A 24,533-nucleotide genomic window follows, 5' to 3' on the forward strand; every position below is an offset into this window, starting at 1 on the left:
CGTCCGGTGTGATCGGTGGTCGGCCCGCCGGGCGCAAGGCCTCGGACGCGGGCCACGTCACATGCCGGCGGTTCACACCGCGGGGGCTCCCGTCTCCTTGAGCGTGCCGTCCGCCAGGCGCAGCCAGCGGTTGACCCCGATCTCGGTGAGGAACCGCTCGTCGTGGCTGACCACCATGAAGGCGCCCTGGTAGGAGTTGATGGCGCTCTCCAGCTGGCCCGCGCTGACCAGGTCGAGGTTGTTGGTCGGCTCGTCGAGCAGCAGCAGATGCGGGGCAGGCTCGGCGCACAATACGCAGGCCAGGGTGGCGCGCAGCCGTTCGCCGCCGGAGAGCACCCCGACGGGCAGGTGTGCCCGCGGGCCCCGGAAGAGGAACCGGGCGAGCAGGTTCATCCGCTCCGACTCGGGGCGCTCGGGGGCGAACGCGGCGAAGTTCTCCGCGACCGTGCGGTCCGGGTCCAGCAGGTCCAGACGCTGCGAGAGGTAGGCGATGCGGCCGTCGTTGCGCTTGATCCCGCCGCTCCCGAGGGGGAGGTCGCCGGTGATCAGCCGCATCAGGGTCGTTTTGCCCGCACCGTTGGGCCCGGTCAGCGCGATGCGCTCGGGGCCGCGGATGGTCAGGTCCACGCCGCCCGGGGTGAACACGTCCGCGTTCCCGAGGCGGACCTGCATCCCCTCGCCGAGGAAGAGGTTGCGCCCTGCGGGCACCTGGGTGTCGGGCAGTTCCAGCGTCAGGCGCTGCTCGTCGCGCAGGGCGCGGCCGGCTTCGTCGAGGCGCGCCTTGGCCTCGCTGACCCGCGACGCGTGCATCTGGCCGGCCCGGCCGGCGGACTCCTGCGCCCCGCGCTTCATGTTTCCGGCGAAGATCCGGGGGAGCCCGGCGTCCTTGAGGTTGCGGGCCGCGTTGCTGGCGCGCCGCTCGGCGCGTTCGCGGGCCTGCTGCATCTCCCGCTTCTCCCGCTTCAGCTCCTGCTCCGCGTTGCGGATGTTCTTCTCGGCGACCTCCTGTTCGAGGCGCACGGCCTCCTCGTACTCGGTGAAGTTGCCCCCGTAGAGGCGCAGTTCGTCGCTGCCGAGCTCCGCGATGCGTTCCATGCGGTCGAGCAGCGCGCGGTCGTGGCTGACCAGCAGCAGGCAGCCGGTGAAGTCCCCGAGCACGTCGTAGAGCTTGTGCCGGGCCTTGAGGTCGAGGTTGTTGGTGGGCTCGTCGAGCAGCAGTACGTCGGGGCGCTTGAGCAGCTGGGCGGCGAGGCCGAGGGAGACGACCTGGCCACCGCTGAGCGTGCTCAGGCTGCGGTCCAGGGCGAGATCGGCGAGGCCCAGGCGGTCGAGCTGGGCGCGGGTGCGCTCCTCGATGTCCCAGTCGTCGCCGATGGTGGTGAAGTGCTCCTCGCCGACGTCTCCGGACTCCACGGCGTCCAGGGCGCGGATCACCCCGGCGACACCGAGTACCTCGGCGACGGTGAGGTTCCCGGTCAACGGCAGGCTCTGCGGGAGATAGCCGAGAGTCCCGCTGACGGACACCGAACCGGCGGCGGGCTTGAGTTCACCGGAGATCAGCTTGAGCAGGGTCGTCTTGCCGGAGCCGTTGGGGGCGACCAGGCCGGTGCGGCCGACCGGCACCGTGCAGGACAGGTCGTGGAAGACCGGGGTGTCGTCGGGCCAGGCGAAGGAAAGGTTCGAGCAGACGATGGCGACATCGGACATGGAGGTGACCTCGGGGGTACTGAGGGCAGAGCTTGGAGTTCTGCCCTGGGCAGACGTGGGGAAAGGGGTACGACGGAACGGACCACGTCGGCGGCGCTCCTGGGGCGCCTGCCGGTGGCCGTCAACTCCGGATCTCATCCGGAGATGTCGTCGTCACCCACCACGTCTGTACTCCTCTATGGACGGTCTACGTCCCTCACAGACTAGCAGTTCACGTTCCCGCGCCGGGAGGGCGCGACGTACGGCCGGGCCGACATCCTCCATACGTGTGTCTCGACCCGTGTTGTTGACAGTCCGGGAGGCGCATGTCACGATCGTCACCTGCTGAACAGGTGACGATGTCGCTTCGACTGGACCGCTCCGGTCGGACCGTGTTCACACGTGTGGGCCCGCTCCGGCCTGTCGCCGTCCCGTGGGGCCGCACGGCGCCGGGATCGTCGCCACCCCGAAGGAGCACACAGACCATGGCAGGAAAGCCGAGGGCGAGCGCCAAGGGCGCACCGGTGGGACGGCGGGCGATGCTGGGCATGCTCGGCGCGGGCGCCGCGGGGCTGGTGGCCGCGCCGCACCTCCAGCGCGGCTGGGAGAAGGTGCTCAGCACCGCGTCCCAGGCCGACGCGACCGGCCTGACCGGACTCCTGCCCAACCCGGGGGGCTTCCGGTACTACAGCGTCGTCGGCTCGGTGCCCCGCAAGGACGCGACCAACTACGAGTTGCGGGTGGACGGACTGGTCGAGCGGCCGAAGACCTTCACGCTCGGCGAGCTGCGCGCGATGCGTCAGACCCGGGTCGTCCACGACGTGCTGTGCACCGACGGATGGCGCGTGGACCGGACCCCGTTCGAGGGGGTGAGGCTCGCGGACATCCTCGACGCCGCCGGGGTGCGTTCGCCGGGCGCGGCCGTCCGGTTCACCTGCTTCGACGGCGCCTACTCCGAGAGCCTCAGCCTGGAACAGGCCCGCCGCTCGGACGTCCTCGTGGCGCTGAACATGCAGGACAAGCCCCTCACCCACGAGCACGGCGGCCCGGTCCGCCTCTACGTGGCCCCCATGTACTTCTACAAATCGGCCAAGTGGCTGTCCGGGATCTCGGTCACCGACCAGGTCGTGCCCGGCTTCTGGGAGGAACGCGGATATGCGATCGACGGCTGGCTCGACGACGCCGACCGGCAGGGCGACGCGCCCTGACCGCTTCGGCCGCGTCCGCCGTTTCGGCGTCGCGGGGCGCATGGTCCACCGGTTCACCGGCTGCCTGATGCTCGTCTGCCTGGTCACCGCCGCCTGCCTCTACATCGGGCCGCTCGCCCAACTCGTCGGGCGGCGGCACGTGATGGCCGCCCTGCACGAGTGGTCCGGCATCTCGCTGCCGCTGCCCCTCCTGCTGGGGCTCCTCTCCGCGGACTTCCGCGCCGACCTCGGCCGGCTGAACCGGTTCGCGGCGTACGACCGGCAGTGGCTGAGGGGGGTCCTGAGGCGCGGGACCCCGCCCGAGGACCGGCCGGCCGGCAAGTTCAACGCGGGACAGAAGCTCTACGCGGGCTGGATCGCCGGAGCCGTGCTGGTGATGATGTCGACGGGCCTGCTGATGTGGTTCACGGGGCTGCTGCCGTTCGTCTCCCGCACCAGCGCCCTCTTCGTCCACGACCTTCTGGCCTGGGCGATCGTCCTCGTCGTGCTCGCGCACCTGCGCAAGGCGCTCGATGATCCCGAGGCGAGACGCGGCATGCGTACCGGCTACGTCAGCAGGTCCTGGGCCCGGCGGTACCACTCCCGGTGGCTGGGGGAGGAGCGGGAGCGCGGTACGGCCGGGAGGGCCGACGAGGCGTGACACACCTCCGGCCGAGAGGGCTCTCGGAACATGTGCCGGGCCGCCGCCGGGGACTTTCGGATCATGTGCAGGGTCGTCGTCCGGGGGACTTCCGGAACATGTGCCGGGCCGCCGTCCGGGAGGCTTCCCCTCACCTGTGCGGCAGGAGGGTCCGCCCGGGGTCTCTCCGGACGTACGTCATCGGCCCGCTCCGGCCCTGTGGGCGCCGACCGTCAACTGACTGATGTCGGAGCACCCCGGGTCCGGCCAGGGTGGAAGCGGGCCGAGGGCAACCGGAGCTCCGTACCGCCGAGTTCGGACCACTACCCCCTTTCGTCACCGGTCTGACCGGTGATAAGGTCTGGATCAGTCTTCGCCGGCCCGGGGCTCCGGCCCGGGCCGCACGCCGAGGTCACGCACGCATACCCGCGGATCCCCGCGGTGAGCCCGTCGACCCGCGCACCTCTTCTCGTCACCGTGCACATGTGCCGCTGCTGCCAGGTGCACACCTACCTACTCGGACGGAAATCAATGAAGCGACTCCTCACTGTCCTCGCGGCCGGAGTGCCACTGGCCGCGGCGGTGTACCTGCCGACCGCGTCGGCTGCTCCGCAGAACAGCTCCTCCGCCTCACCGTTCACCTGTGCGGCGCCGTCCGTGAAGGCGCCCGCGGGCACCCGGGTGGAGTCCGTCACCGCGGAGCGCCTGCCCGGCGGCACCATCCACGGAACCGGGATCCTGGGCGGGGAGGTCTCCGGTGTCCCGGCCTTCTGCCAGGTCACGGTCACCCTCACCCACCCCGGCGACAACGACCACGCCAAGGTGCGGACCTGGCTGCCCGCCAGCGGCTGGAACGGCCGCTTCCAGGCCATCGGCGGCAGTGCCTACGGGGCGGGGGACGGCGGTGTGGGGCTGGGCACCGCGGTCAAGAACGGCTACGCGGCGACCACCACGGACGCCGGCGTCGGCGACGTCCTGGACACCGGTTGGGCACTGGACGGCAAGGGCCGGGTCAACACCCCGCTCCTGAAGAACTTCGCCTCCCGCTCCCAGCACGAGGCGGCGATCGTGGGCAAGGAGGTCGTCGACGCGGTCTACGGCAAGCGCGCCGCCTACTCCTACTTCACCGGCTGCTCCACCGGCGGACGCCAGGGCTACATGGAGGCCCAGCGCTACCCCGACGACTACGACGGCATCCTCGCGGACGCGCCCGCCGTCAACTGGGACGAGTTCGAAGTCGCCACCCTGTGGCCGCAGGTGGTCATGAACAACGAGAAGACCTACCCCTCCGGGTGTGCGCTCGACGCCTTCACCGACGCCGCCGTGAAGGCCTGCGACTCCCTCGACGGAGCCAGGGACGGCCTGGTCAACGACCCCGAGCGCTGCGACTTCGACCCCCGCCGGCTGATCGGCACCAAGGTCGTGTGCGACGGCAAGGAGCTGACCATCACGGCGGCCGACGCGGCCGTGGTGCGCAAGATCTGGGACGGCCCGCGCACCCCCTCGGGCAAGAAGCTGTGGTCCGGCGTCCCGGTCGGCGCCGACCTGAAGGGCCTGGCGGGCACGACCGAGCCCGACGCCGACGGCACCGTACAGGGCGCGCCCTTCCAGGTGCCCGCCCTCTGGGTCCAGCTCTGGCTGGAGAAGGACCCGTCCTTCGACCTCTCCACCATCACCTACAGCCGGTTCACCCAGCTCTTCAAGCAGTCCCAGGCCGAGTACGACAAGGTCATCGGGACGGACGACCCCGACCTGTCCGCCTTCCGCAGGTCCGGCGGCAAGCTGCTGACCTGGCACGGCAGCGCCGACCCGTTCATCCCCACCCAGGGCACCGTGGAGTACCGCAAGCAGGTCGAGCGTGAGATGGGCGGCGCCAAGCGGGTCGACGACTTCTACCGTCTCTTCCTCGCCCCGGGCACCGACCACTGCGGTCTCAACGGCACCGACGGCTCGGCCGACGGGCTCGCCGCGCTGACCACCTGGGTCGAGCACGGCAAGGCCCCCAGGACCCTGCCCGCCACCCTGGTCGACGCCTCCGGCCGGCAGGTCGGCCGAGACCTGTGCGCCTACCCCCAGGTGTTGCGTTACAAGGGCCACGGCGACACCTCCGCCGCCACCAGCTTCACCTGTGTCTCCCCGTCCCGGCACTGACCGGTCCCGACGGCATCACACCCCCGAGAAAGGCCGAACCCCACATGAACACCCGGACAGCGACGGCGGCCGGCCCGGCCGCGACGGGCGAACGCTCCTCCCTGGTCAGGCTGTACCTGAGCCGAGGCGTCCTCGCCGTGGCGTGGGCCCTGGCGTTCGCCGGTGCCCATGAGGACGTCGACGCCGTGGCGATCACGCTGCTGGTCGTCTATCCGCTCATCGACGCGGTGTCCTCACTGATCGACCACCGGGCTCTCGCCGAGGGGCCTGAGCGCCGGGTCACCGCGTTCAACGGCGTGCTGAGCACGCTCGCCGCCCTCGCGGTCGGCGTCGCCGGAGCGGGCGGCGTGGCACCGGTACTCCACGTGTTCGGTGCCTGGGCCGTCGTCTCCGGGGCGGCCCAGGTGGTCGTCGGACTCCGGCGGCGCGGGCCCGAACTGGGCAAGCAGTGGCCGATGCTGATCGCGGGCGGACTCTCCTTCCTCGTCGGCGTCTTCTACAACATCCAGGCCGCGGGCGCCGATCCCTCGCTCGACGTCCTGTCGGTCTACGCCACGGGCGGAGGGGTGTTCTTCATCCTCCAGGCCCTGCTGCTGGTCCGGAAGACCCGGCAGCTGCGGACCCGCACCGTCTGACGGCCTGCCCTCACGGTCCCGGCCCGCGCCACACCGGGCGCGGGCCGGGACTTTCCGATTCTCAGCCGACCCGGTAGCGCACCGGCAGGGACCGCACGCCGCGGATGATGCCGGAACCGATCCAGTCCAGCGACTCCACCGGGGCCGCCAGCTCAAGTTCGGGCATCCGGGAGAGCAGCGTACGCAGGGCGACGGCCGTCTCCAGCCGGGCGAGCGGGGCGCCCAGGCAGTAGTGGACGCCGTGTCCGAAGGCAAGGTGGCGGGCGGCGGGCCGGGTCACGTCGAGAACGGCCGGATCGGTGTCCTCCGCCTGCGGGGCGTCGTGCCCGGCCGACCCGAGGCCGACCACGACGATCCCGCCCCGGGGGATGGACACCCCGCCCAGTACGAGATCTTCCGCCGCGTAGCGGCTCGTGGAGCGCTCGACGGAGGTGTCGTGCCGCAGGAACTCCTCGACCGCGCCCGGCATCAGCTCCGGGCGCTCACGCAACAGCGCCATTTGGTCCGGGTGTCGCAGCAGCGACAGCGTGGCGTTTCCCAGCAGGTTCACGGTGCTCTCGTGGCCCGCGACGATCAGCATCATGCCCGTGCCCGCCAGTTCCTCCTCGGACAGCCGCCCGTCGTGCTCGTCGTGGACGCCGACGAGGGCGGACAGCAGGTCGTCCTCGGGATGGCGCCGCTTGTCCGCGAGGAGCCCCGCCAGCAGCCCGTGCAGGCTGGCCAGCGCGGGGCGGTGCTCGGGCGAGTCCACCTGGAGGGCCTGCCCCGACCAGCGGCCGAAGTCCCCGTGGTGCTCCGCGGGGATGCCGAGGAGCCCGGCGATCACCGCGGCGGGCAGCGGCGCGTGGAACGCTTCCATGAGGTCGGTCTCGCCCGCGGGCGGCAGGGCGTCGATCAGGTCGTGGGCGATCCGCTCGACGCGCGGGGCGAGTTCCGCCGTGCGCCGTGCCGTGAAGGCCGCGGAGGCCAGGCGGCGCAGGCGGGTGTGCTCGGGCGGATCGGCCTGGAGCATCTGCGCGCCGAGTCCCACCGAGGGCTTGTTGAGGATGTAGCCGGCCGCGGCCAGGGCGTCGGCGGCGGGCGCGGAGTCCTTGAGCAGGGCGGGGTGGGTCAGGGCCTCCCGGGCCAGGTCGTGGCCGACGACCACCCAGCCCCTGAGGCCGAGGTGGAACTCGGCCGGATGGATGGGGCCGAGCTCCCGCAGCCGGGCGTACCGGCGGGGGGCGTCCGCCTTGAAGGCGGCACCCATGTCCACCCTGCCGTCCTGGTACGGGCACTGCTCGTACGGGCTCATGCTGCGTCTCTCCCGTTCTGGCGTGTGTCCGGGCGTGCCGGGGGTGGCGCGGCCGGGTCCCTCGCCACGGGAACGAGCCGGGCCCGTCGCGGGGTTCAGGACCGTCCGGCGGGAGGACCGGATCCGGACACGCCGGAGGGGGCACGCGCGCCGCGCGTGCCCCCTCCCCGTACCACGTAACTCAGTTGTCGCTGTGGAAGATCGTCAGCACGCGCAGCACCTCCAGATAGATCCACACCAGCGTCAGGGTGAGGCCGAAGGCGGCCAGCCAGGCCTCCTCGCGCGGGGCCCCGTAGGCGACGGCGTCCTCGACCTGCCTGAGGTCCATGGCGAGGAAGCCCGCGCCGAGCAGGACGCCGAGGGCGCCGAAGGCGATCCCGAGGCCCCCGCTGTGGAAGCCCAGGCCGTTGCCCGCGCCGAAGGCGGAGAAGAGGGCGTCGGCGATCAGCAGCAGCAGGAAGCCGGTCGCGGCGGCGGCGAGGAACCCGGCGAACCGGCGGGTGACCCGGATCCAGCGCATCCGGTACGCGATGAGCACACCCGCGGACACGGCGAAGGTGCCGAGGACCGCCTGGACGACGACGCCCGGCGCGATGTAGGTCGAGACCGTGCTGGAGAGCACCCCGAGGAAGAAGCCCTCGGACGCCGCGTACCCGAGGATCAGCGCCGGGGACGGTGTCTGCCTGAGCGTCTGGACCATCGACAGGGCGAAGGCGACGAGGGCCGCGCCGAAGGCGATCCCGTACGACCGGCCGACGTTCGCCTCGTCGACGGGCAGCAGGAGCCAGGACAGCACCGCGGCCAGGGCCACGGTGCCGAGGGTCGTCGCGGTGCGGACGACGACGTCGTCCATCGTCACCGCGGCCCCGCCGGCCCGTGTGCCGGTGCCGGCGGAAGGGGCGTAGGGGTTGGTCGGGTGGTCGCCCTCCGGCGGGCCGCCGACCGTGGCACCCACCGGGCGGCGCGCGTACGCGCCGGCCGGGCCGGCGTCACGGGCAGCGCCCCAGCGGGAGAAGATCGGGTTGCTGGTCCTCACGTCATTCCTCCTCGTCCGCCGCGTGCGCGGCCTGCGGCGAGACGACGCCATCGCGCGCCCCTGATGACACACGTGTGACAGCGGCCATCAGCGGGACAGCCGAAGACGACCGCTCGCGTCACCACTCTGACAGGTGACGTAAGGGGAGGCAAGTCCCGTCCGCCCGGGCGGAGCGGACGGTCATTCGGCCGGCGCCCCCGGCCCGCCGAGAAGATCCCTGAGGAAGCCGTCCCAGTTCAGGCCGTCCATCTCCGCCTCGGCCGGGGTGATCCGGTAGGTGGCGTCGAGCCATTCCCCCAGCGGCGCGGTGGGCAGCTCGAACAGGGCCTCCACCTCCTGGGACTCCATCAGCAGCCACGACGAGGGCCGCTCCCCGGGGAGCGTCGGCCACATCCGTACGTCGCCCGACCCGCTCATCGACGTCATTCCGCAGTACAGGAGTTCGCGGCCGAGGGACCAGACGAGGCCGGGCCCCCGCTCCGACAACAGCTCGATCGTGATCACCGCGGGCACGTCCGGATCGAAGCGGAACCGCGCCCGCACGGGCTGCCGGGTGAATTCGTCGAGCATCTGGTCGAGGTCCAGCAGGAGCGGCGACACGAACGCGGGCGCCGAACGCGCCCGCAGCGGTGACTGGTCACGGTGCATGACAGGAGTTCCCCTTCATGGGACGAGGTCTGCGTCCCCCACTCTTCGCCGGCGCCCGGATCCGCGCATCGGTCAGTTGACGGTCGGAGGCACACGGCGGTGCGGGGACGGGGTGTGCGGACCGGGCGGGACCTGACGTAAGTCAAACGGCGGGCGGTGCGGGGGTGACACGTATGCGTCGTCCGGCACATCACCAACGGCGGGGCGCGGCCAGGACCCCGCCCGCGGCGAGGAGGAGCGCCGCGGGCGGGGAGTGCGCGGGGCGCTCCGGTGTCAGGTCACCGGGGGCAGCACGGGCCCGGTCGTCCCCAGCTGCTCGGCCGCCACGATCGGCGGCACCGGCCAGGTCACGCCCTTCGGCGGCCAGCTCTGCCCCGTCGCCTTCAGGAAGTCGGCCGGCGGCTGGTACAGCGGCGGCTGGTTCCCGTCCGGGATCATCGACGCCCACGCGACGCCTTCGGTACGGTCCGCGAACTCCTGCTTCATCGCGTCCAGCCGCTCCGGCTGCTCGATCAGGTCGACCGCGCCCGCCGCCAGGTAGCGCGCGGCGGACAGCAGCGCCTGGTGGCCGATATTGGTGGCCGCCGTCGAGGTGACGCCCCAGTTGTGGTTCGGAATGCCGGTCGGATAGGCAGCGGACAGCAGCACGGCGGTAGGCGTCTGCCAGCTGATGTCGGCGGTGTCGGTGGCCAGCCCACCGGTGTAGGCCGCCGCCGGGGGAGCGAGCGGCGTCAGACCGGTCGGCATGCCCGCCTCGGGCTTGCCCAGCGACCTCTGGACGGCCTTCGCCAGGGCGTGGTCGGCGTCCGTGAACCGCGGGGCGCCGATCTGCCGCATGTTGTCGTTCAGCAGCTCCGCTCCGGCCTTGTTGGCCAGCAGGTTCCACGTCGCGGAGTGGAACTTGTGCACCAGGCGGGTCTGGCTGGCCTGGGCGGCGGCCTTCCCGCACTCCACGATCTTGTCGTACAGCACCTGGGCCCGCGCCGGACTGCCCTCGCGCACGAAGAACCAGATGGAGCACATGTCCGGGGTCACGTTCGGGGCGCCGCCGCCGTTGATGATCGCGTAGTGGAAGCGGCCTGACGGGGCGACGTTCTTCTCCCGCAGGAACTCCGACATCGTCGCCATCAGCAGGACGCCGTCCAGACCGCTCTTGTTGCCGAGCGGGGTGCCGCCGTGGCCGGAGGCGCCCAGGAACGTGAACGTGGCCGATATCAGCGCGCTGGTGGTGTTCCAGAACGGCGTCGTGATGTTGAAGGGGTGCCAGTCCAGGAACGCGTCGAGCCCGTCGTAGACGCCCTCCTTGACCGCGTACGCCTTGCCGACGAGCTGTTCCTCGCCGGCGCTGCCGAACAGCCGGACCCTGGCCTTCAGCCCGCCCGCGCGGATCGCCTGCGCCACGGCGATGGCGGCGGCGGTCCCGCCCGCGCCCAGGGCGTTGTGGGCGTCGCCGTGGCCGGCGCCGTAGTCCGGTCCGTAGGCGTCGTAGTTGTAGACCAGCGGGTCGTGGGTGCCCACGCCCTTCTTCTGCGACAGGCCGGGCAGGGCGTCGTACTCGGCGTTGAAGCCGATGACAGGGCCCTCGGTGCCGTAGGTGGCGACGAAGGCGGTCGGGAAGCCCGCCTGGCCCCACTCCACGGTGAAGCCGTTGTCCTTGAGCAGCCTGGCGTGCGCGAGGGAGGACTTCCACTCGCGCAGGGACAGCTCGGCGTGCTGCCAGACCTCGTCGCTCAGCCCGGTGATCGCGCGCTCGTTGGCCGTGATCCAGTCGAGCGCGGTCTTCTTGGCGGCGGTGGTCCTCGCCAGGCCCCCGGGAGCCCGGTACGTGGCGGGGGACACCCCGGTCCGCTCGTCGTACCCGAGGGTGGCGGCGAGCACCGGATCGGCCTGGAGGACGGCCGCGGTGGTCGCCGTGGCGCCCAGTCCGAACATCTTCAGCAGGCGCCTGCGGCCAGGTTGGAAGTCGTTCACGTCAGTCTCGTCCTCGGAGTGTGAGGGAAGGGCCGGACGACCGGCTCCGCGACATGTGTTCATCGTGACATGTCACCGGGGGATCATATGTGTCTACGGGCGCGCCCATGGGCGTGTACCGGCCGCTTCATCCGCCGCGGGCCGCCCGGGTGGCCGGTTCGGGCCGGTGTCCGCGGCGCGTGTCCGGCCGGAGAGGGGCATCGGCGTGCTCCGGGGGGAGGGAACCGGCGGCCGGGGCGGGAGGTTCTGTACGTGTGGATCAGGCGCCTGCCTGGTATGTCCCCGTGACTCCGCTTCCTCTCACAGTGAGGTACCCGCTCCATGACCACCACGACCGGAACCCTTGTGGACATCACCACCCCCGACGGCACCGCCGACGCCTATGCCGTCCACCCGGACGACGGGAAGGCGCACCCGGGTGTACTGCTCTACCAGGACGCGTTCGGGTTGCGTCCGCATCTGAGGGCGATGGCCGACCGGCTGGCGGCGTCGGGCTACGCGGTGCTCGTCCCGAACGTGTTCTACCGGTCAGGGCGCGCCCCGGTCGTGGAACTGCCCGCGTTCATCGACACGGAGGCCCGCCCGGACCTCATGGAGCGCATCGTCCCGCTCATCCGGTCGCTCACCCCCGAGCTGACGGAGCGTGACGCCGGGGCCTTCCTGAGCTGGCTCGCCGGCTCCCCGGCGGTCGCGGACGGGCCCGTGGGCGTCACCGGCTACTGCATGGGGGCCCGGCTCGCCCTCCTCACGGCCGGCACCCATCCGGACCGGGTGGCCGCGGCGGCGGGCTTCCACGGCGCCGGGCTGGCCCGTGACGCGCCCGACAGCCCGCACCTGGTCGCCGGCCGGGTCACCGCGGAGCTGTACTTCGCGCACGCCGACGAGGACCCGTCGATGCCCGGGGAGCAGGTACGCCGGCTGGAGCGGGCACTCACCGACGCGGGCGTCAGGCACCGGTGCGAGGTGTACGAGGGCGCCCACCACGGCTACACGCAGGCCGACACGGCCGCGTACGACCCCCGGGCGTCCGAGCGGCACTGGAGCGAACTCCTCGCCCTGTTCGCCCGCGCACTCTGAGGACACGGAACCGCCGGCCACCGCACGGGCCCACCGGTGCGGTGGTGCCGGCTCCCCGTGGTCAGCGGCGGGGCGCGGGCCCGGCGGCGGTACGCGCCTCCCGGGCGCCGGGCGTCATCCGGCCACGTCCCGCGCACGGTCGGCACCCGGTTCCGCGGTGGTCCAGGAGGTGAGGATGCGCAGTGCGTCGTGCGAGGGACTGCCGGGCGGGGCGGTGAGGACCATCAGGCGCTGTCCGGAGCCGTCGGGGCTGCCCCAGGTGTCACAGTCGAGGGTGAGATCACCGACCAGGTGGTGGCGGTAGTGCTTGGTGCCGTGGGTGGCGCCGTTGACGTGGTGTTCGGCCCACCAGGTGCGGAAGTCCTCGTCACGGATGGTCAGTTCGCCGACGAGGCCGGCGAGTGCGGGATCGTCGGGGTCGGCGGCGGCCTCCATGCGCAGCGCGGCGACCGCGTCACGCGCGTCGTGCCGCCAGTCGCGGTGGAGGTGCCGGATCGCGGGGTCGGTGAAGAGCAGGCGCAGGTAGTTGCGCCGCTCGGGGCGCACGGCGGAGAAGTCCGTGTAGAGGGCTGAGGCGGCGGCGTTCCACGCGAGGACGTCGAGGCGCCTGCCGAGGACGAGCGCGGGGGTGTGCGGCAGCTGGCCGAGGAGGCGCAGCATGGCGGGCCGCGTGCGCTGGGCGGTCCTGCGGCGTGGCCGGCTGTCGCCGCGGCCCGCGAGTTCGTAGAGATAGGCCTGCTGGTCGTCGTCGAGGCGCAGGGCGCGGGCCAGGGTGGCGAGCACGGGGGCGGAGGCCCGGACACGGCCCTGTTCGAGGCGGGTGTAGTAGTCGACGCTGATCGCGGCGAGCCCGGCCACCTCCTCGCGGCGCAGTCCCGCGACCCTGCGGGCGGACCCGGTCTCGGGCAGACCGCACTCCCGCGGTGTCAGCTGCGCCCTGCGAGACCTGAGGAAAGCACCCAGGTGTGCTTCGGATACCGGATTCATGGTTTCGAGTGTCACGCCTTCGCCTCCGATGCGGCATACGTATGAGGGGGCAGGATTCTCTCCCGCCCGGGGCTGCGGGTCCGCCGCGCGCGACGGGCATGACGAAGGGGCTGGCCACCCGGTGGCCGGCCCCTCACGGGACGGGCCCGGTCGCGCCGGCGACCGGGGCCCGGCGGTGCGTCACTCTGCTCGCAGGGGGCCCGCGAAGGACTTGCGCAGGGTCGAGGGCCCGGCGACGGGGAGCAGCGCGGCGAGCATCTTGCCCTTGAGCGTGCTCGGCTGCCGCGTCAGTTCGACGTCGACCCGGGTGCCGTCGCCCTCGGGGGTCATCCGGAAGACCCAGCCGCCGCCGGCTCCGAAGAGCTTGGAGTCGAGGGTGGTGATGGTGACCGTGTCACCGTCCGGCTCCCACACGTAGCGCGCGCGCTCCCAGGCGGCGGCGGTGCCTTCGGTGACCTCGGCCCATCCGTCGCCGAGTTGGTGGACCTCGAAGTGCTCCGCGTCGATCGAGGACCAGGCCTCGGCACGGGTGGGCCCGAAGTCGGTCAGCACCCCCAGCACGTCCTTCGGGCTGAGCGTGGAAACGAGGTGGAACCGTACGACTGCCATGGGGGCTTTCCTCACCAAGAAGTAACCGTTCTGACCGGTGATGAAAGATTCCCATGTGTGAGCGTCACCTGTCAAGGTGGTTATGTGTCGGCGATGCTGTGTGTCCGGTGTGGGGAACCGCCCAGGGACCGAAGGGACCGCGGTCCGGTGGGGTCCGCCATGCACCCCGGCATGCCGGTCCGCCCGGACCGCGCTCCACCGGTCAGCTCGTGGCGCGCAGCCCCGCGGTGAAGAAGCCGGTGAGCTTGTCGACGGCGGGATCGACGTGCTCCTTCCTGTCGTAGAGGTCGACATGGCTGGCGCCCCCGATCCGGTGGAGCTCCTTGGGGCCGGTGGCGCGCTGGTGGACCTCCACGGCCATCCAGGAGGTGACGGCGCGTTCGCCGATGATCTGGAGCAGGGGGCGGTCGCCGATCAGGGGTACGGCGTGGAAGGCGTCGAAGACGGCCAGCTTGTCGATGCTCTGCCAGGCGAGGAACCGTGCGGACCGCTCGTGTCCGCCGCGCGGGGTGCGGTAGTAGTCGAAGCCCTCGGCACCGTGCGCGCCGCCGAGCGCCCCGGCCTCTTCCGCGGTCTGCGGGAAGACCGTCATGACGCCGGGGTCCTCGCCCCGCGCCACGGCACCGCGGGCCTGCGCGGCGGCGTCCAGCAGACTCCGGAAGACGGCCGGGTCCTGCGTACCGTCGGCGCCGAGGCGGAACTGGCGGGCGATGTCGACGCCGCTGACCGTGGCGACCGCCCTGACCCGCCGGTCCGCGCCGGCCGCGGACAGGCTGTAGCCGCCCGAGGCGCAGATCCCCAGCAGGCCGATCCGCTCCGGGTCCACCTCGTCGCGGGTGGTGAGGTAGGAGACGGCCGCCTTGAAGTCCTCCACCCGCTGGGCCGGATCCTCCAGGCCGCGCGGCAGACCGCCGGACTCGCCCTGGTGGGCCGCGTCGAAGGCGAGGGTGACGAAACCGCGCTCGGCCATCAGCCCGGCGTACGTTCCGGAGGTCTGCTCCTTCACCCCGGTGCCGGGATGACCGACCACGAGCGCCGGCCAGGGACCCGGCCCGGCCTGCGCGGGGACGTGGAGGTGTGCGGCGATCCGGATGCCGGCGCTGTCGAAGCTGACGTTGGTCCTGCTCATGAGGGCACTCTCCCAAGGGTGACGTGTGTCCGCCGCCGCACCGGACGGTGGGCTCGGTGCCCGCGTGGTCTCCGCCGGGCACACGTCCACGATCCATCGGTCCGGCCGAGGCCGGAAGAGACAAGTTCCTGCCCGGGAAAGAGCTTTCCCCCCTCCGGCCGTCGCGCGGAGGTGTGCGGGTGAGGCACAGGGGCGCCCGTACACGGGATGGGTACGGCATGGATACGTATCACGGCGCACGGCTGTCCGGTGCGCTGGTGCCCCTCCGCCGCGTGCGGCCCGGGCGCACGTACGGGCCGGGCGGCCCTCGTCGCTCCGGATCGCCCCGGGACGTGACCCTCCTGTCTCAGGGGTTCCGGGCCCGTACCGGACCGTCGTCCAGCACACGGTCGAGCGCCGCCCTGCCCGCGGGCCCCCAGGCCGGCTTGCCGCCGGGCAGGCCCTGGTCCCCGTTCCGGCCCATCAGCATGAGGAAGAGGCTCTTCATCGCGGCCAGTCCGCGGGCCCGCCTGACCGTCGCCCCGTCCGCGTGCGCGTACACGTCGAAGAACCGTGCGGCGGCGCCCCGGGGAAGGATCACCCAGGCCGCCGCGAGGTCCCACGCCGGATCGCCGGCGAACATGTCACCGAAGTCGATCACACCCGAGAGCGTCCCGCCGTCGACGACGACGTTCGCGGGGTGGAGGTCGCCGTGCACCCAGACCGGCGGCCCCTCCCACCCGGGGGCCGCGACGGCGTCGTCCCAGACGGCCCGGACCTCGCCGGCGACACCGTCGGGTACGACGGACCGGAAGAGGCGCTCGAAGCCGTCCGCGCACTCCCCGGGATGAGCCCCGCGGTCCGAAACCGCCGGCGCCTCCGCGGGCGCCTCCACATGGAGCGCCCGGAGGAAACCCGCCAGAACGCCGGCCGCGTGGTCGCCGCGGCTGATCGACGTCCGGTCCAGCGGGCAACCCGGCACCCACGTCATCACGGTCCAGGGTTTCGGGAAGAGGGCGGACGGCTCGCCCGTCCGCACGGGCTCCGGGACCGGGAGCGGCAGACGCGGGGCGAGGACGGGCAGCCACCGGCGCTCCTTGCGCTGGAGATCCGGGGCGCGTTCCGTACGCGGCATGCGCACGGCCAACTCCTCACCCAGGCGCCACTGCTGGTTGTCCCATCCGCCCGCCACCTCGCGGACGGCCAGGCCCGCGAGGTCCGGATGCTGGTCCCGCAGCAGGTGGCGTACGAGGTCTGCGGTGATGTCGCTCATGCGCGGCCACACTACTGGTGTGGAGGGGGCCCGCCACAGGACGTCGACGACGTGGCCGACGGGCGGGCGGCCGCCGGGCGAGGTGCGGCGCAGGCGGTGGTCGCAGACGTGCGGGAAGCCCGTCAGGGCTCCGGCGCGCCCGGTGCCGCCGGGCCAGGGGCCGTACGTGTGCCCGTCGGCCGGGCGGGGTGCGAGGGGGCGGCCGGCCGCGCCGTTCGTCGCGGACGGTGTGCGCGACGCTGCCGGAGGGAGGCGGCGGCCTGCCCGCGCCCGTCGGTCAGGGCCCTGCCACGGGCGGACCGGCAGCGCGGCCGCCCCCTTCGTCGTGGGGCCGGCTCCTACGCCGGGAGGGGTTCGACGCCCAGGAGGGCGGCCGTCCTCTCGTAGACAACGCGGGCGAGGGCGTCGTCCTGGGCGACGCGGGAAGGGGTGTCCCGCTGGGACGTGCTGAAGAAGCCGCCGCTGGGCAGCGGGGCCGGTGAGGCGGTGGCCAGCCGCACCGGGGTCCGCACCCCTTCGTCGGGAGTGATGGCGAAGGGGCGGAAGAACGGAGCCGTCAGCCGCATCGGACCGCCGGCGTTGCTGTGGATCGCGGTGCCCTTCACCATGCCGGGATCGGCGTTGTAGGCGTTCATGCCGCCGGGCAGGCGCCGGGCGAGCTCGCGGGTGGCCAGGAGGCTGACGAGTTTGCTCGTCGCGTAGACCTTGATCTGGTGGTAGAAGCGGCTGTTCCACGACGTTCCCGCGACATCGGGGTCCGTGGTGTCGAGCCTGCCGCGCTTCTCCACGAAGGTCGACAGGTTGATGACCCTCGCCCCGGGGGCCAGAGCTCCCTCGGTGAGCAGCGCGTGGGTGAGCAGGAACGGTGCGTGGTGGTTGATCGCGTAGGTGCGCTCACCGCCGTCCACGGTCCGTCCGTAGCGGGGGAAGGCCGCGCCCGCGTTGTTGATGAGCACGTCCACCGGGACGCCGTCGGCCGCCAGCTTCGACGCGAGATCGCGTACCTGGGACCACTGCCCCAGATCGGCGGTGTACGTCCGTGGAGCGGACGCGTCCTCCCCCGCCGGGGCCAGGGTGCGCAGGTGGTCGGCGGCGGCCCGGGTACGGGCCGCGTCCCGGCCGACGAGGACGACGCTCTGCCCGGCTTCGACCAGGTGACGTGCCGTCACCAGGCCCAGGCCGGAGGAACCTCCGGTGATGACCGTGGTCGTTCCGCTCATCGCCGCTGTTCCTTGCCGTGGTCGTTCCCGCCGGCGACGGGCTCACCGGCGACGGGCTCACCGGCGACGGGATCACCCGCCGGTCGGCCGGTGCCGCTCACCTCGCGGAGCAGCGCGTGCAGGCGCAGTCTGCTCTCCCGGTCGAGGCGGGCGAAGGGCGAGTGCCGGGTGGTGTGCTCGACGACACGGTCGCGCAGCGCGCACCCCTCGGGGGTGAGCTGGACGACCTTCGCGCGGCGGTCGGTGGGATGGGGCACGCGGCGGACCAGTCCGCGACTCTCGAGCCGGTCGATCATCGACGTGGCGGTCGAGGCGTCGCAGCGCAGGAGGTCGGCCAGGCGGCGCGCGGTCATCTCCTCCGCGCGGCTCAGCCTCCACAGCACGTCGGTCTGGGTGTCGGTCAGCCCCGCTTCGCGGGCCAGCTCCTTCAGCTCGTCGTGGATCTGAGTGCGGATCGCGAACAGACTGTCGATCAGCTCTTCGTTCAACCGTGCGTCGTCCATGCCCTCCAAAGTACATGGAATTTCCAATCATTGGAAATTCCATGTAAATCCCCGGGGTGCTGCCGTCCCCTCGCCCGAGGGGCCACCGGACACGCTCAGCCACGCGCGGCGGGCGGAAGGACCGTGACCAGCGGCGCAACGCCTCGCCCCGCGCGGGGGATCAGGCCGTGGACCACTTCTGGTTGGGGCTGCCGGCGCAGGTCCACAGCTGGAGCCCGGTGCCGTTCGCCGTGCCGTTGTCCCGCACGTCCGCGCACTTGTCGGCGAGGGCGCTGACCAGGTCGTGGCGGACGTTCAGCACGATCCGCTGCGCGGGACCCCCGTCGCACCGGGCCATGACGAAATCGGTCCCGTCCGTGGTCGAGCCGCCCGCGAGCTGCACGCACATGCCGAGCCCGCGCATCGTGCCGTCCGACGCGAACGTCCAGCGCTGCGAGGCGGAACCGGAGCAGTCGGAGATCATCAGCCCCGCGCCCCGCACCGCCGCGCCGCCCGCGATGTCGATACAGCGGTCCGACGCGTGGCTGACCACCCTCCGCCCCTGTACCGCCGCCCCGGTGGACGGTCCGGCCGTGGGCGCGTCGGCAGCCCCGGCGGAGGCGGGTGCCTCCGGTGTCCCGGACGCCCCGCTCGCCGGGCGGTGCTTCGGCTCCGGCCCCGGCGCCGGCGAGGAGGAGGCGGACGCCACCGGGCTCGTGCCGCCCTTGTCCGCCTCGGTGCCCGGCGCGCTCACCGACGGCACCGGTCCGTCGAACGGATCACCGGCGTCCGTGACGCCGCCGTCGGAGCCGATGACCATCGACGTCCCCTGGCGCTTCGTCCCCCCGTCGTGGTTGACCAGACCGAGGGTGAGCAGGACACAGCCCGCGGAGAGCAGCCCCACGATGCCCACGACGGAGAGCGCGCCCCGGAAGCCCTCGCGCCGGGCCTGGTCACCGGCCCGCCGGTCCGTCGGCGGGGCCTTGTCCGGAGCGGGGCGGCGGCCCGCGTCACCGCCGGGTCCCGAACCGCCGGCGCCCGCACCCCTGGCGAAGCCGTCGCCCGGGATGCCCGGGCGCGAGCCGGCGGGTTCTCCCCGGAACCCGAGCGACGCGAACTGGGTGAGCCGGGGGAGGGGATCGCGTACGTCCGCCGTACCGCCGGGCTCCTGACGCCCGCTCACCGGGGCCTCGGGGGCGGCGTCATCCGCCGGGGCGTCCTGCCGTGAGGGCGCGGGACCGGAACCGATCCGCCGGGCACCGCCCGGAACCCGTACGGGAAGATCCTTGGCCGGCCGGGACGTGTGGGGAGGTTTCATGATTCCTTCCAGCGGAGAGCGCGCGGGGGCTCGGACGGCTGTGCCCGGGGGTCTCCGACCGCTTCTCCAGGTGTGAGCCACTGCCACACATGTGACGGGCCCGGCGCCGTTCCGGTGCACCCCCACGATAGGTGACATCTGGCCCCCGCCGGTCCGCCCGCCACGGCTCCTGACCGGGAACCGCGCGGTTCCGCCCCGGGGCGGGGCTACATATGTACACCGGTCCGGGGCAGCTGTCCCCGTGGTATGTGTGAACCTGGGGCACCGCGGTTCCCCCGCCTCGTCACACCTCAACTACTCTGGTCACCTGGTCGGCCGTGTGCCACCCAGGCAATCGAAGCGGGACGTCGGCAGGGGCCGATGACGAGACATGTCCCGCCGTACGAGCGCCGAGGTGTCAGCCCGGACCGCCCTCCAGCGACCGGGACACCGGCAACAAGGTCGCTGCCCGTGCAAGGCACTCCTGGTCCGCGGGTTCCGGGGTGTCCGTCTGAGGAGGAACCAACGCGTGTCTCGCCAGGTACTCACCGTCGGCCCGGACAGCGCCGACGGCTTGTCGACGATCGGGGAGGCACTGGCCAGAGCGCGCAGCGGCGCGGTCCTCAGCGTCCTCCCCGGCACCTATCCGGAGAATCTGACGATCACGACCCCGGTCACCGTCGTCGCCGCCCAGGGGCGCGGCACCGTGGAGATAGCCCCGAGCCGGGGCTCCGCCCTCACCCTGAGGGCGGACGCCGTGATGCTCACCGGCCTGGTGCTGCGCGGCCGTGACGAGGAGCTCCCCGTCGTCGACGCGCCCCGGGGGCAGGTGGCGATGGACGGCTGCGAGATCGCGGGTTCCTCGTGGACCGCGCTGCTCGCCCGCAACAGCGGATCCCTGGCCCTGCGCGACTGCCGGGTGACCAATGGCACGGGCGCCGGAGTCGTCGTCACCTCCCCCGCCGAGAGCTCCGTGGAGTCCTCCGTCCTCGAACACCTCGGTACGACGGGTGTCGTGATCGGTGAGCAGGGCCGGGTCACCGTGCGGGGCTGCACGATCCGCGACGCCCGGGGCAACGGCGTCCTGGCGAACGGCGAGGCGCAGGGATCGGTCGAGGAGTGCGTCATCTCGTCCACCGACCAGCCGGCGGTGGCGCTGGAGGGCCGCAGCACCACCACCGTGCTGCGTACGGTGCTGCGCGACACGACCACGGGCCTGCACATCACGAGCGAGTCGCGCACCGTCCTCGAGGACGTGCGGGTGACGAACACCTCCGGCGTCGGCATCGCCGTGAGCAAGGGCAGCGACCCGCTGCTGCGCCGCTGCCGGGTGGCCAGGACCAAGGGGCACGGAATCCTCGTCACCGACCGTTCGCGCGGCACGTTCGAGGACTGCCGGGCGGACTCCTGCGAAGCCCCGGCGGTCCGGGTGGGCGGATCGTCCTCGCCGGTCTTCGTCGGCCTGACCGTACGGGACTGCGCCGGCACGGCGCTGGTCCTGGAGGACGGGTCCGCGGCCGAACTGGACCGGCTGGAGATCGTGGACGCCGAGGGGGCCGGCGTCTCCATCCGCACCGGCGCCGATCCGCTGGTCCGCCGGGCCAGGATCATCTCCCCGGCGGGACACGGCGTGGAGGTGTCGGAGGACGGCCGGGGCCGCCTGGAGGACTGCCTGGTCCAGCGGCCCGGCGGTGCGGGGGTCCGCGCCGAGGCCGACGGCAACGTCCACGTCGGCGGGGGAGCGGTGGAGGCCCCCGGGGCCGCCGGGCTCTCCGTCGGTACCGGCGGCACCATGACGGTACGGGACTGCGAGATCACCGGAGCGGCCCGGAGCGGTGTGCTGGTCGAGGACGACGGCGACCTGACCGCGGTCCGGGTGACGGCCCACGGGAGCACCGAGCAGGGGGTGCTGATCTCCGACGGGGGACGGGCGGCCCTGAACTCCTGCGAGATCAGGGGGAGCGGCAAGGACGGTGTACGCATCGAGTCCGGCTCCGCGGTCTCCGTGGTCGGCTGCGCCGTCCGGGACAACGCGGGCGGCGGCCTGATCCAGGCCAGACCGGGCGACCGCGTCGTCGTGGAGGGGCTGACCAGCACCGGCAACGGCAGGCGGGACGCGTGGGGCGCCGGTGACGCCGAGGGCACCGACCCCGCCGCGTCCCCCGGCACCCAGGAGAACGGCGGCGCGGGCGACGACGCCTCCCTGGCCGCGCTCGACGCGCTGATCGGCCTGGACAACGTGAAGGAGCAGGTCCGCACGCTGGTCAACCTCACCCAGCTCGCCCAGCGGCGGGCCCTGCTCGGCATGCCGGCGCCGCCGATGAGCCGGCACCTGGTCTTCGCCGGCCCCCCGGGCACCGGCAAGACCACCGTGGCCAGGCTCTACGGGAACATCCTCGCGGGCCTCGGGACCCTGCGGTCGGGCCACCTGGTCGAGGTCTCCCGGGCCGACCTGGTCGCCCAGGTCGTCGGCGGCACCGCGATCAAGACCACCCAGGCGTTCAACCGGGCGCTCGGCGGGGTCCTGTTCGTCGACGAGGCGTACACCCTGCTCTCGGACGGCCGGGGCTCCGGCGCCGACTTCGGCCGGGAGGCCGTCGACACGCTGCTGAAGCTGATGGAGGACCACCGCGACGACGTGGTGGTCGTCGCCGCGGGCTACTCCTCCCGGATGGACGACTTCCTGGCGTCCAACCCCGGTCTGGTCTCGCGCTTCTCCCGGACCGTCGAGTTCGAGAACTACACCGTGCCCGAACTGGTGGCCATCGTCGGGAAGATGTGCGAGGGCCACCAGTACCGGCTGGAGGAGTCCACCCACCGGGCGCTGGCCGGGCGCTTCGACCGCATGCCCCGGGACGCCACCTTCGGCAACGGCCGCGAGGCGCGCCGGGTGTTCGAGGAGATGGTCGACCGTCAGGCGACCCGTCTCGCCGGTCTCCCGGAGATCTCCGAGAACGACCTGCAACTGCTGCTGCCGCAGGACGTGAGCGCCGACGCGGCCCTCGACGAGGCCGTGCCCGACGAGACCGACCCGCTCGCACGGCTGGGGGACCTGGTCGGGCTCGCGGCCGTCAAACGCGACGTCACCGACCTCACCAACCTGCTGAGCACCGCGCGCCGACGGGAGGCCGCGGGCCTGCCCGCGCCGCGCGTCAGCCACCACCTCGTCTTCACGGGCCCGCCCGGCACCGGCAAGACGACCGTCGCCCGCCTCTACGGCGAGCTGCTCGCCTCGCTCGGCGTGCTGCCTCGCGGCCAGCTCGTCGAGGTCTCCCGCGCCGACCTGGTGGGCCGGTACATCGGCCACACCGCCCAGCTGACCCGCGAGGTGTTCGAACGGGCCGTCGGCGGCGTGCTCTTCGTCGACGAGGCGTACACCCTGACCCCGGCCGGCGCCCCGGGCTCCGACTTCGGCCGGGAGGCCGTCGACACGCTGCTGAAGCTGATGGAGGACCACCGCGACGAGGTGGTCGTCATCGTCGCCGGTTACACCCGCGAGATCGAGGGCTTCCTGGCCTCCAACCCCGGCCTGTCCTCGCGGTTCTCCCGCCGGATCGAGTTCGCCGACTACTCGTCCGACGAACTCGTCACGATCGTACGGGCCCACGCCGCGACGTCGGGCTACGAATGCGGCCCCGGCACCGGGCAGGTGCTCAGGGAGTACTTCGAGACGCTGCCGCGCGACCGGTCCTTCGGCAACGCGCGCCTCGCGCGCCAGGTCCTGGAGAGCATGATGACGCGCCAGGCCGGACGCATCAGCCACCTGACGGCGCCGGGTGTCGAGGACCTCCGACTCCTGTTGCCCCAGGACACACCGCAGTGGGAGGGAATCTCCGTATGAACCGTGAACCGCAGAAGAGGACCGGCCGCCCGCGCGCACGGCGGACGGCCGTACCCCGCGCGGCGTTGCTCCTGCCGTTGGCGGCGACGGCCGTGCTGGCGGGCCCCCCGGCGGCCTTCGCCGACGGGGAGCCGGCCGTCAGACTGCCCGTCATGACCGCCCGGCTGGCCGACGGCGCCGCGTGCGCCGGGCCGTCCACGACCACCGCGACGGCGACGCCGTGGGAGCACCGGAGCCTGGAACTGTCCCGGGCCGCGCCGATCTCCCAGGGCGCCGGGGTCACGGTCGGCGTCGTCGACACGGGCGTCTCCACCGGGGCACCCGCCCTGGCGGGGCGGGTCGACGCCCTCGGCCCCGCCGGGGACGACTGTGTGGGCCACGGGACCTTCGTCGCCGGCCTGATCGCCGCCGCACCGGTGAAGGGGATCGCCTTCCAGGGCATCGCACCCCGGGCCCGCATCGTCGCGGTGCGCGGCACCGACGAGCGCGGGGCGCCCTCGGCGGCCGGCGTGGCGGCGGGCATCCGGGGCGCGGTGGACGCCGGCGCCCGGGTCGTCCAGGTCTCGGCCGCGTTCGGCACCAGGTCCCCGCAGCTCGACGCCGCGGTGTCCTACGCCGTGCGGCACGACGCCCTCGTCGTGGCCGCCGCCGTACCGGACCCGCCGTCCGGTACCGGCGGGGCGAGCGCACCCGCGCCCCGGGACTACTGGCCCGCCGCCAGCCCCGGCGTGCTGAGCGTCCTGGACGTGGACGTCGAGGGAGGCCGCCCGGACACCGCGCTGCTCCCCGTCCACGCCGACCTGGCGGCCCCCGGCGACGCCGTCGTCGGTATCGGGCCGCGCGGGAAGGGGCACTTCGTCGCCTCCGGTGCCTCGCTGGCCGCCGCGTACACCGCGGGAGCCGCCGCCCTCGTACGGTCGGCCTTCCCCGACCTGCCGGCCGCCGGGGTGGCCCGGCGGCTGACGTCCACCGCCTACCCCGACGACGTGCCACGACTGGACGCCTACGCGGCGGTCGCCTCGGTCACGGACGGCCCGGGGACGTCCGGCGCCCGAACGGGTGCGCACGAGGGCTCCGTACGGTTGCCGGACCGTACGACGGGTGAACGGGCCACCAGGACCGCCCTGCTGGTCTCCGCCCTCGGCGCGGCGGTCGTCCTCGTCGCCGCGTGGACGGCCCTCGCGGTCCCGCGCGGCCGGGCCCGCGGGTGGCACCCGACACGCCGTTCCTGAGCCCGCCCGGCAGGACGGCGCAGAGGCGGCCGGGGTACGGAGGCGGAGGGCCGGCCCGGTGCGGCGGTGGGACAGCTGCCGGGCAGGCAGACAGGACGGCAGAAGGGCCTGCCGGGAACGACGACGGGGGGGGGGCCGGGGGGGGGGCGCCCCGCCCCC

At 73.1% G+C, this 24,533-nt stretch carries 19 protein-coding genes; 7 read left to right on the forward strand and 12 right to left on the reverse strand.

The annotated features are described in order from the left end of the window. Positions 1 to 72: 72 nt before the first annotated feature. Entirely contained in the window at positions 73 to 1,707 is a 1,635-nt protein-coding gene (gene abc-f, locus ACFVS9_RS20375) for a ribosomal protection-like ABC-F family protein (RefSeq protein WP_389934134.1), read from the reverse strand. Between the two features lie 464 nt (positions 1,708 to 2,171). On the opposite strand from abc-f, the gene ACFVS9_RS20380 reads away from it, so the two are divergent. The 4 genes from ACFVS9_RS20380 to ACFVS9_RS20395 all read left to right on the forward strand — a co-directional run bounded on the left by ACFVS9_RS20380 (position 2,172) and on the right by ACFVS9_RS20395 (position 6,299). Further along, positions 2,172 to 2,894: a molybdopterin-dependent oxidoreductase gene (locus ACFVS9_RS20380; RefSeq protein ID WP_383116763.1), complete on the forward strand. Its 723-nt coding sequence runs from the start codon at positions 2,172 to 2,174 to the stop codon at positions 2,892 to 2,894. After that, entirely contained in the window at positions 2,842 to 3,534 is a 693-nt protein-coding gene (locus ACFVS9_RS20385) for a cytochrome b/b6 domain-containing protein (RefSeq protein ID WP_383116762.1), read from the forward strand. Before ACFVS9_RS20380 ends, ACFVS9_RS20385 begins: the two co-directional genes overlap by 53 nt. 510 nt (positions 3,535 to 4,044) lie before the next feature. Continuing rightward, positions 4,045 to 5,664, forward strand: a complete 1,620-nt coding sequence (locus ACFVS9_RS20390; RefSeq protein WP_389934138.1) for a tannase/feruloyl esterase family alpha/beta hydrolase — start codon at positions 4,045 to 4,047, stop codon at positions 5,662 to 5,664. A gap of 44 nt (positions 5,665 to 5,708) precedes the next feature. After that, positions 5,709 to 6,299, forward strand: a complete 591-nt coding sequence (locus ACFVS9_RS20395; protein WP_389934140.1) for a DUF308 domain-containing protein — start codon at positions 5,709 to 5,711, stop codon at positions 6,297 to 6,299. Between the two features lie 61 nt (positions 6,300 to 6,360). Here the strand turns inward: ACFVS9_RS20395 and ACFVS9_RS20400 are convergent, their stop codons facing one another. The 4 genes from ACFVS9_RS20400 to ACFVS9_RS20415 all read right to left on the reverse strand — a co-directional run bounded on the left by ACFVS9_RS20400 (position 6,361) and on the right by ACFVS9_RS20415 (position 11,248). Then, entirely contained in the window at positions 6,361 to 7,593 is a 1,233-nt protein-coding gene (locus ACFVS9_RS20400; protein ID WP_389934143.1) for a cytochrome P450, read from the reverse strand. Positions 7,594 to 7,774: 181 nt separating this feature from the next. After that, on the reverse strand, positions 7,775 to 8,629 hold the full coding sequence (locus tag ACFVS9_RS20405) for a Bax inhibitor-1/YccA family protein (protein WP_389934146.1): 855 nt from the start codon (positions 8,627 to 8,629) through the stop codon (positions 7,775 to 7,777). Positions 8,630 to 8,809: 180 nt separating this feature from the next. Next, positions 8,810 to 9,277, reverse strand: a complete 468-nt coding sequence (locus ACFVS9_RS20410; protein WP_383116757.1) for an SsgA family sporulation/cell division regulator — start codon at positions 9,275 to 9,277, stop codon at positions 8,810 to 8,812. 273 nt (positions 9,278 to 9,550) lie between these two features. Continuing rightward, positions 9,551 to 11,248, reverse strand: coding sequence for an amidohydrolase (locus ACFVS9_RS20415; protein WP_389934149.1), 1,698 nt, complete (start codon positions 11,246 to 11,248; stop codon positions 9,551 to 9,553). Positions 11,249 to 11,569: 321 nt separating this feature from the next. Here ACFVS9_RS20415 and ACFVS9_RS20420 point away from each other — a divergent pair, with 321 nt between their 5' ends. Next, positions 11,570 to 12,325, forward strand: coding sequence for a dienelactone hydrolase family protein (locus ACFVS9_RS20420; protein ID WP_383116755.1), 756 nt, complete (start codon positions 11,570 to 11,572; stop codon positions 12,323 to 12,325). A 114-nt stretch (positions 12,326 to 12,439) separates the two neighbouring features. Here the strand turns inward: ACFVS9_RS20420 and ACFVS9_RS20425 are convergent, their stop codons facing one another. The 7 genes from ACFVS9_RS20425 to ACFVS9_RS20455 all read right to left on the reverse strand — a co-directional run bounded on the left by ACFVS9_RS20425 (position 12,440) and on the right by ACFVS9_RS20455 (position 19,322). Then, the gene (locus tag ACFVS9_RS20425) at positions 12,440 to 13,312 is read right to left on the reverse strand and encodes a helix-turn-helix domain-containing protein (protein WP_383116754.1); all 873 of its coding nucleotides are present in this window, start codon (positions 13,310 to 13,312) and stop codon (positions 12,440 to 12,442) included. A 180-nt stretch (positions 13,313 to 13,492) separates the two neighbouring features. Then, positions 13,493 to 13,921: a hypothetical protein gene (locus tag ACFVS9_RS20430; protein ID WP_383116753.1), complete on the reverse strand. Its 429-nt coding sequence runs from the start codon at positions 13,919 to 13,921 to the stop codon at positions 13,493 to 13,495. Positions 13,922 to 14,123: 202 nt separating this feature from the next. After that, a complete protein-coding gene (locus tag ACFVS9_RS20435; protein ID WP_389934154.1) occupies positions 14,124 to 15,050 on the reverse strand; it encodes an alpha/beta hydrolase in 927 nt (308 codons plus the stop codon). 346 nt (positions 15,051 to 15,396) lie between these two features. Continuing rightward, the gene (locus ACFVS9_RS20440; protein WP_389934156.1) at positions 15,397 to 16,302 is read right to left on the reverse strand and encodes an aminoglycoside phosphotransferase family protein; all 906 of its coding nucleotides are present in this window, start codon (positions 16,300 to 16,302) and stop codon (positions 15,397 to 15,399) included. 338 nt (positions 16,303 to 16,640) lie between these two features. After that, complete coding sequence (locus ACFVS9_RS20445) at positions 16,641 to 17,522, reverse strand: SDR family NAD(P)-dependent oxidoreductase (RefSeq protein ID WP_389934159.1); 882 nt, start codon at positions 17,520 to 17,522, stop codon at positions 16,641 to 16,643. After that, positions 17,519 to 18,025 carry a MarR family winged helix-turn-helix transcriptional regulator gene (locus tag ACFVS9_RS20450; RefSeq protein WP_389934162.1) on the reverse strand — a complete coding sequence of 169 codons (507 nt, stop codon included), beginning with the start codon at positions 18,023 to 18,025 and terminating at the stop codon, positions 17,519 to 17,521. Before ACFVS9_RS20450 ends, ACFVS9_RS20445 begins: the two co-directional genes overlap by 4 nt. A 160-nt stretch (positions 18,026 to 18,185) precedes the next feature. After that, complete coding sequence (locus ACFVS9_RS20455; protein WP_389934165.1) at positions 18,186 to 19,322, reverse strand: ricin-type beta-trefoil lectin domain protein; 1,137 nt, start codon at positions 19,320 to 19,322, stop codon at positions 18,186 to 18,188. Between the two features lie 508 nt (positions 19,323 to 19,830). On the opposite strand from ACFVS9_RS20455, the gene ACFVS9_RS20460 reads away from it, so the two are divergent. Together ACFVS9_RS20460 and ACFVS9_RS20465 are read left to right on the forward strand one after the other, a co-directional pair. Continuing rightward, on the forward strand, positions 19,831 to 23,142 hold the full coding sequence (locus ACFVS9_RS20460; protein ID WP_389934168.1) for a right-handed parallel beta-helix repeat-containing protein: 3,312 nt from the start codon (positions 19,831 to 19,833) through the stop codon (positions 23,140 to 23,142). Further along, entirely contained in the window at positions 23,139 to 24,374 is a 1,236-nt protein-coding gene (locus ACFVS9_RS20465) for a S8 family serine peptidase (protein WP_389934171.1), read from the forward strand. The genes ACFVS9_RS20460 and ACFVS9_RS20465 overlap by 4 nt, the downstream gene beginning before the upstream one ends. The last annotated feature ends 159 nt before the right edge of the window (positions 24,375 to 24,533 follow it).

The sequence above is a fragment of the Streptomyces sp. NPDC058008 genome, from assembly GCF_042886395.1.
Taxonomy (GTDB): Bacteria; Actinomycetota; Actinomycetes; order Streptomycetales; family Streptomycetaceae; genus Streptomyces.

Bases quoted from the DNA above. Each gene is read 5' to 3' on its own strand.
- abc-f (WP_389934134.1), bottom strand. From the start codon at position 1,707: ATGTCCGATGTCGCCATCGTCTGCTCGAACCTTTCCTTCGCCTGGCCC.
- ACFVS9_RS20380 (WP_383116763.1), top strand. From the start codon at position 2,172: ATGGCAGGAAAGCCGAGGGCGAGCGCCAAGGGCGCACCGGTGGGACGG.
- ACFVS9_RS20385 (WP_383116762.1), top strand. From the start codon at position 2,842: ATGCGATCGACGGCTGGCTCGACGACGCCGACCGGCAGGGCGACGCGC.
- ACFVS9_RS20390 (WP_389934138.1), top strand. From the start codon at position 4,045: ATGAAGCGACTCCTCACTGTCCTCGCGGCCGGAGTGCCACTGGCCGCG.
- ACFVS9_RS20395 (WP_389934140.1), top strand. From the start codon at position 5,709: ATGAACACCCGGACAGCGACGGCGGCCGGCCCGGCCGCGACGGGCGAA.
- ACFVS9_RS20400 (WP_389934143.1), bottom strand. From the start codon at position 7,593: ATGAGCCCGTACGAGCAGTGCCCGTACCAGGACGGCAGGGTGGACATG.
- ACFVS9_RS20410 (WP_383116757.1), bottom strand. From the start codon at position 9,277: ATGCACCGTGACCAGTCACCGCTGCGGGCGCGTTCGGCGCCCGCGTTC.
- ACFVS9_RS20420 (WP_383116755.1), top strand. From the start codon at position 11,570: ATGACCACCACGACCGGAACCCTTGTGGACATCACCACCCCCGACGGC.
- ACFVS9_RS20425 (WP_383116754.1), bottom strand. From the start codon at position 13,312: ATGAATCCGGTATCCGAAGCACACCTGGGTGCTTTCCTCAGGTCTCGC.
- ACFVS9_RS20430 (WP_383116753.1), bottom strand. From the start codon at position 13,921: ATGGCAGTCGTACGGTTCCACCTCGTTTCCACGCTCAGCCCGAAGGAC.
- ACFVS9_RS20435 (WP_389934154.1), bottom strand. From the start codon at position 15,050: ATGAGCAGGACCAACGTCAGCTTCGACAGCGCCGGCATCCGGATCGCC.
- ACFVS9_RS20440 (WP_389934156.1), bottom strand. From the start codon at position 16,302: ATGAGCGACATCACCGCAGACCTCGTACGCCACCTGCTGCGGGACCAG.
- ACFVS9_RS20445 (WP_389934159.1), bottom strand. From the start codon at position 17,522: ATGAGCGGAACGACCACGGTCATCACCGGAGGTTCCTCCGGCCTGGGC.
- ACFVS9_RS20450 (WP_389934162.1), bottom strand. From the start codon at position 18,025: ATGGACGACGCACGGTTGAACGAAGAGCTGATCGACAGTCTGTTCGCG.
- ACFVS9_RS20455 (WP_389934165.1), bottom strand. From the start codon at position 19,322: ATGAAACCTCCCCACACGTCCCGGCCGGCCAAGGATCTTCCCGTACGG.
- ACFVS9_RS20465 (WP_389934171.1), top strand. From the start codon at position 23,139: ATGAACCGTGAACCGCAGAAGAGGACCGGCCGCCCGCGCGCACGGCGG.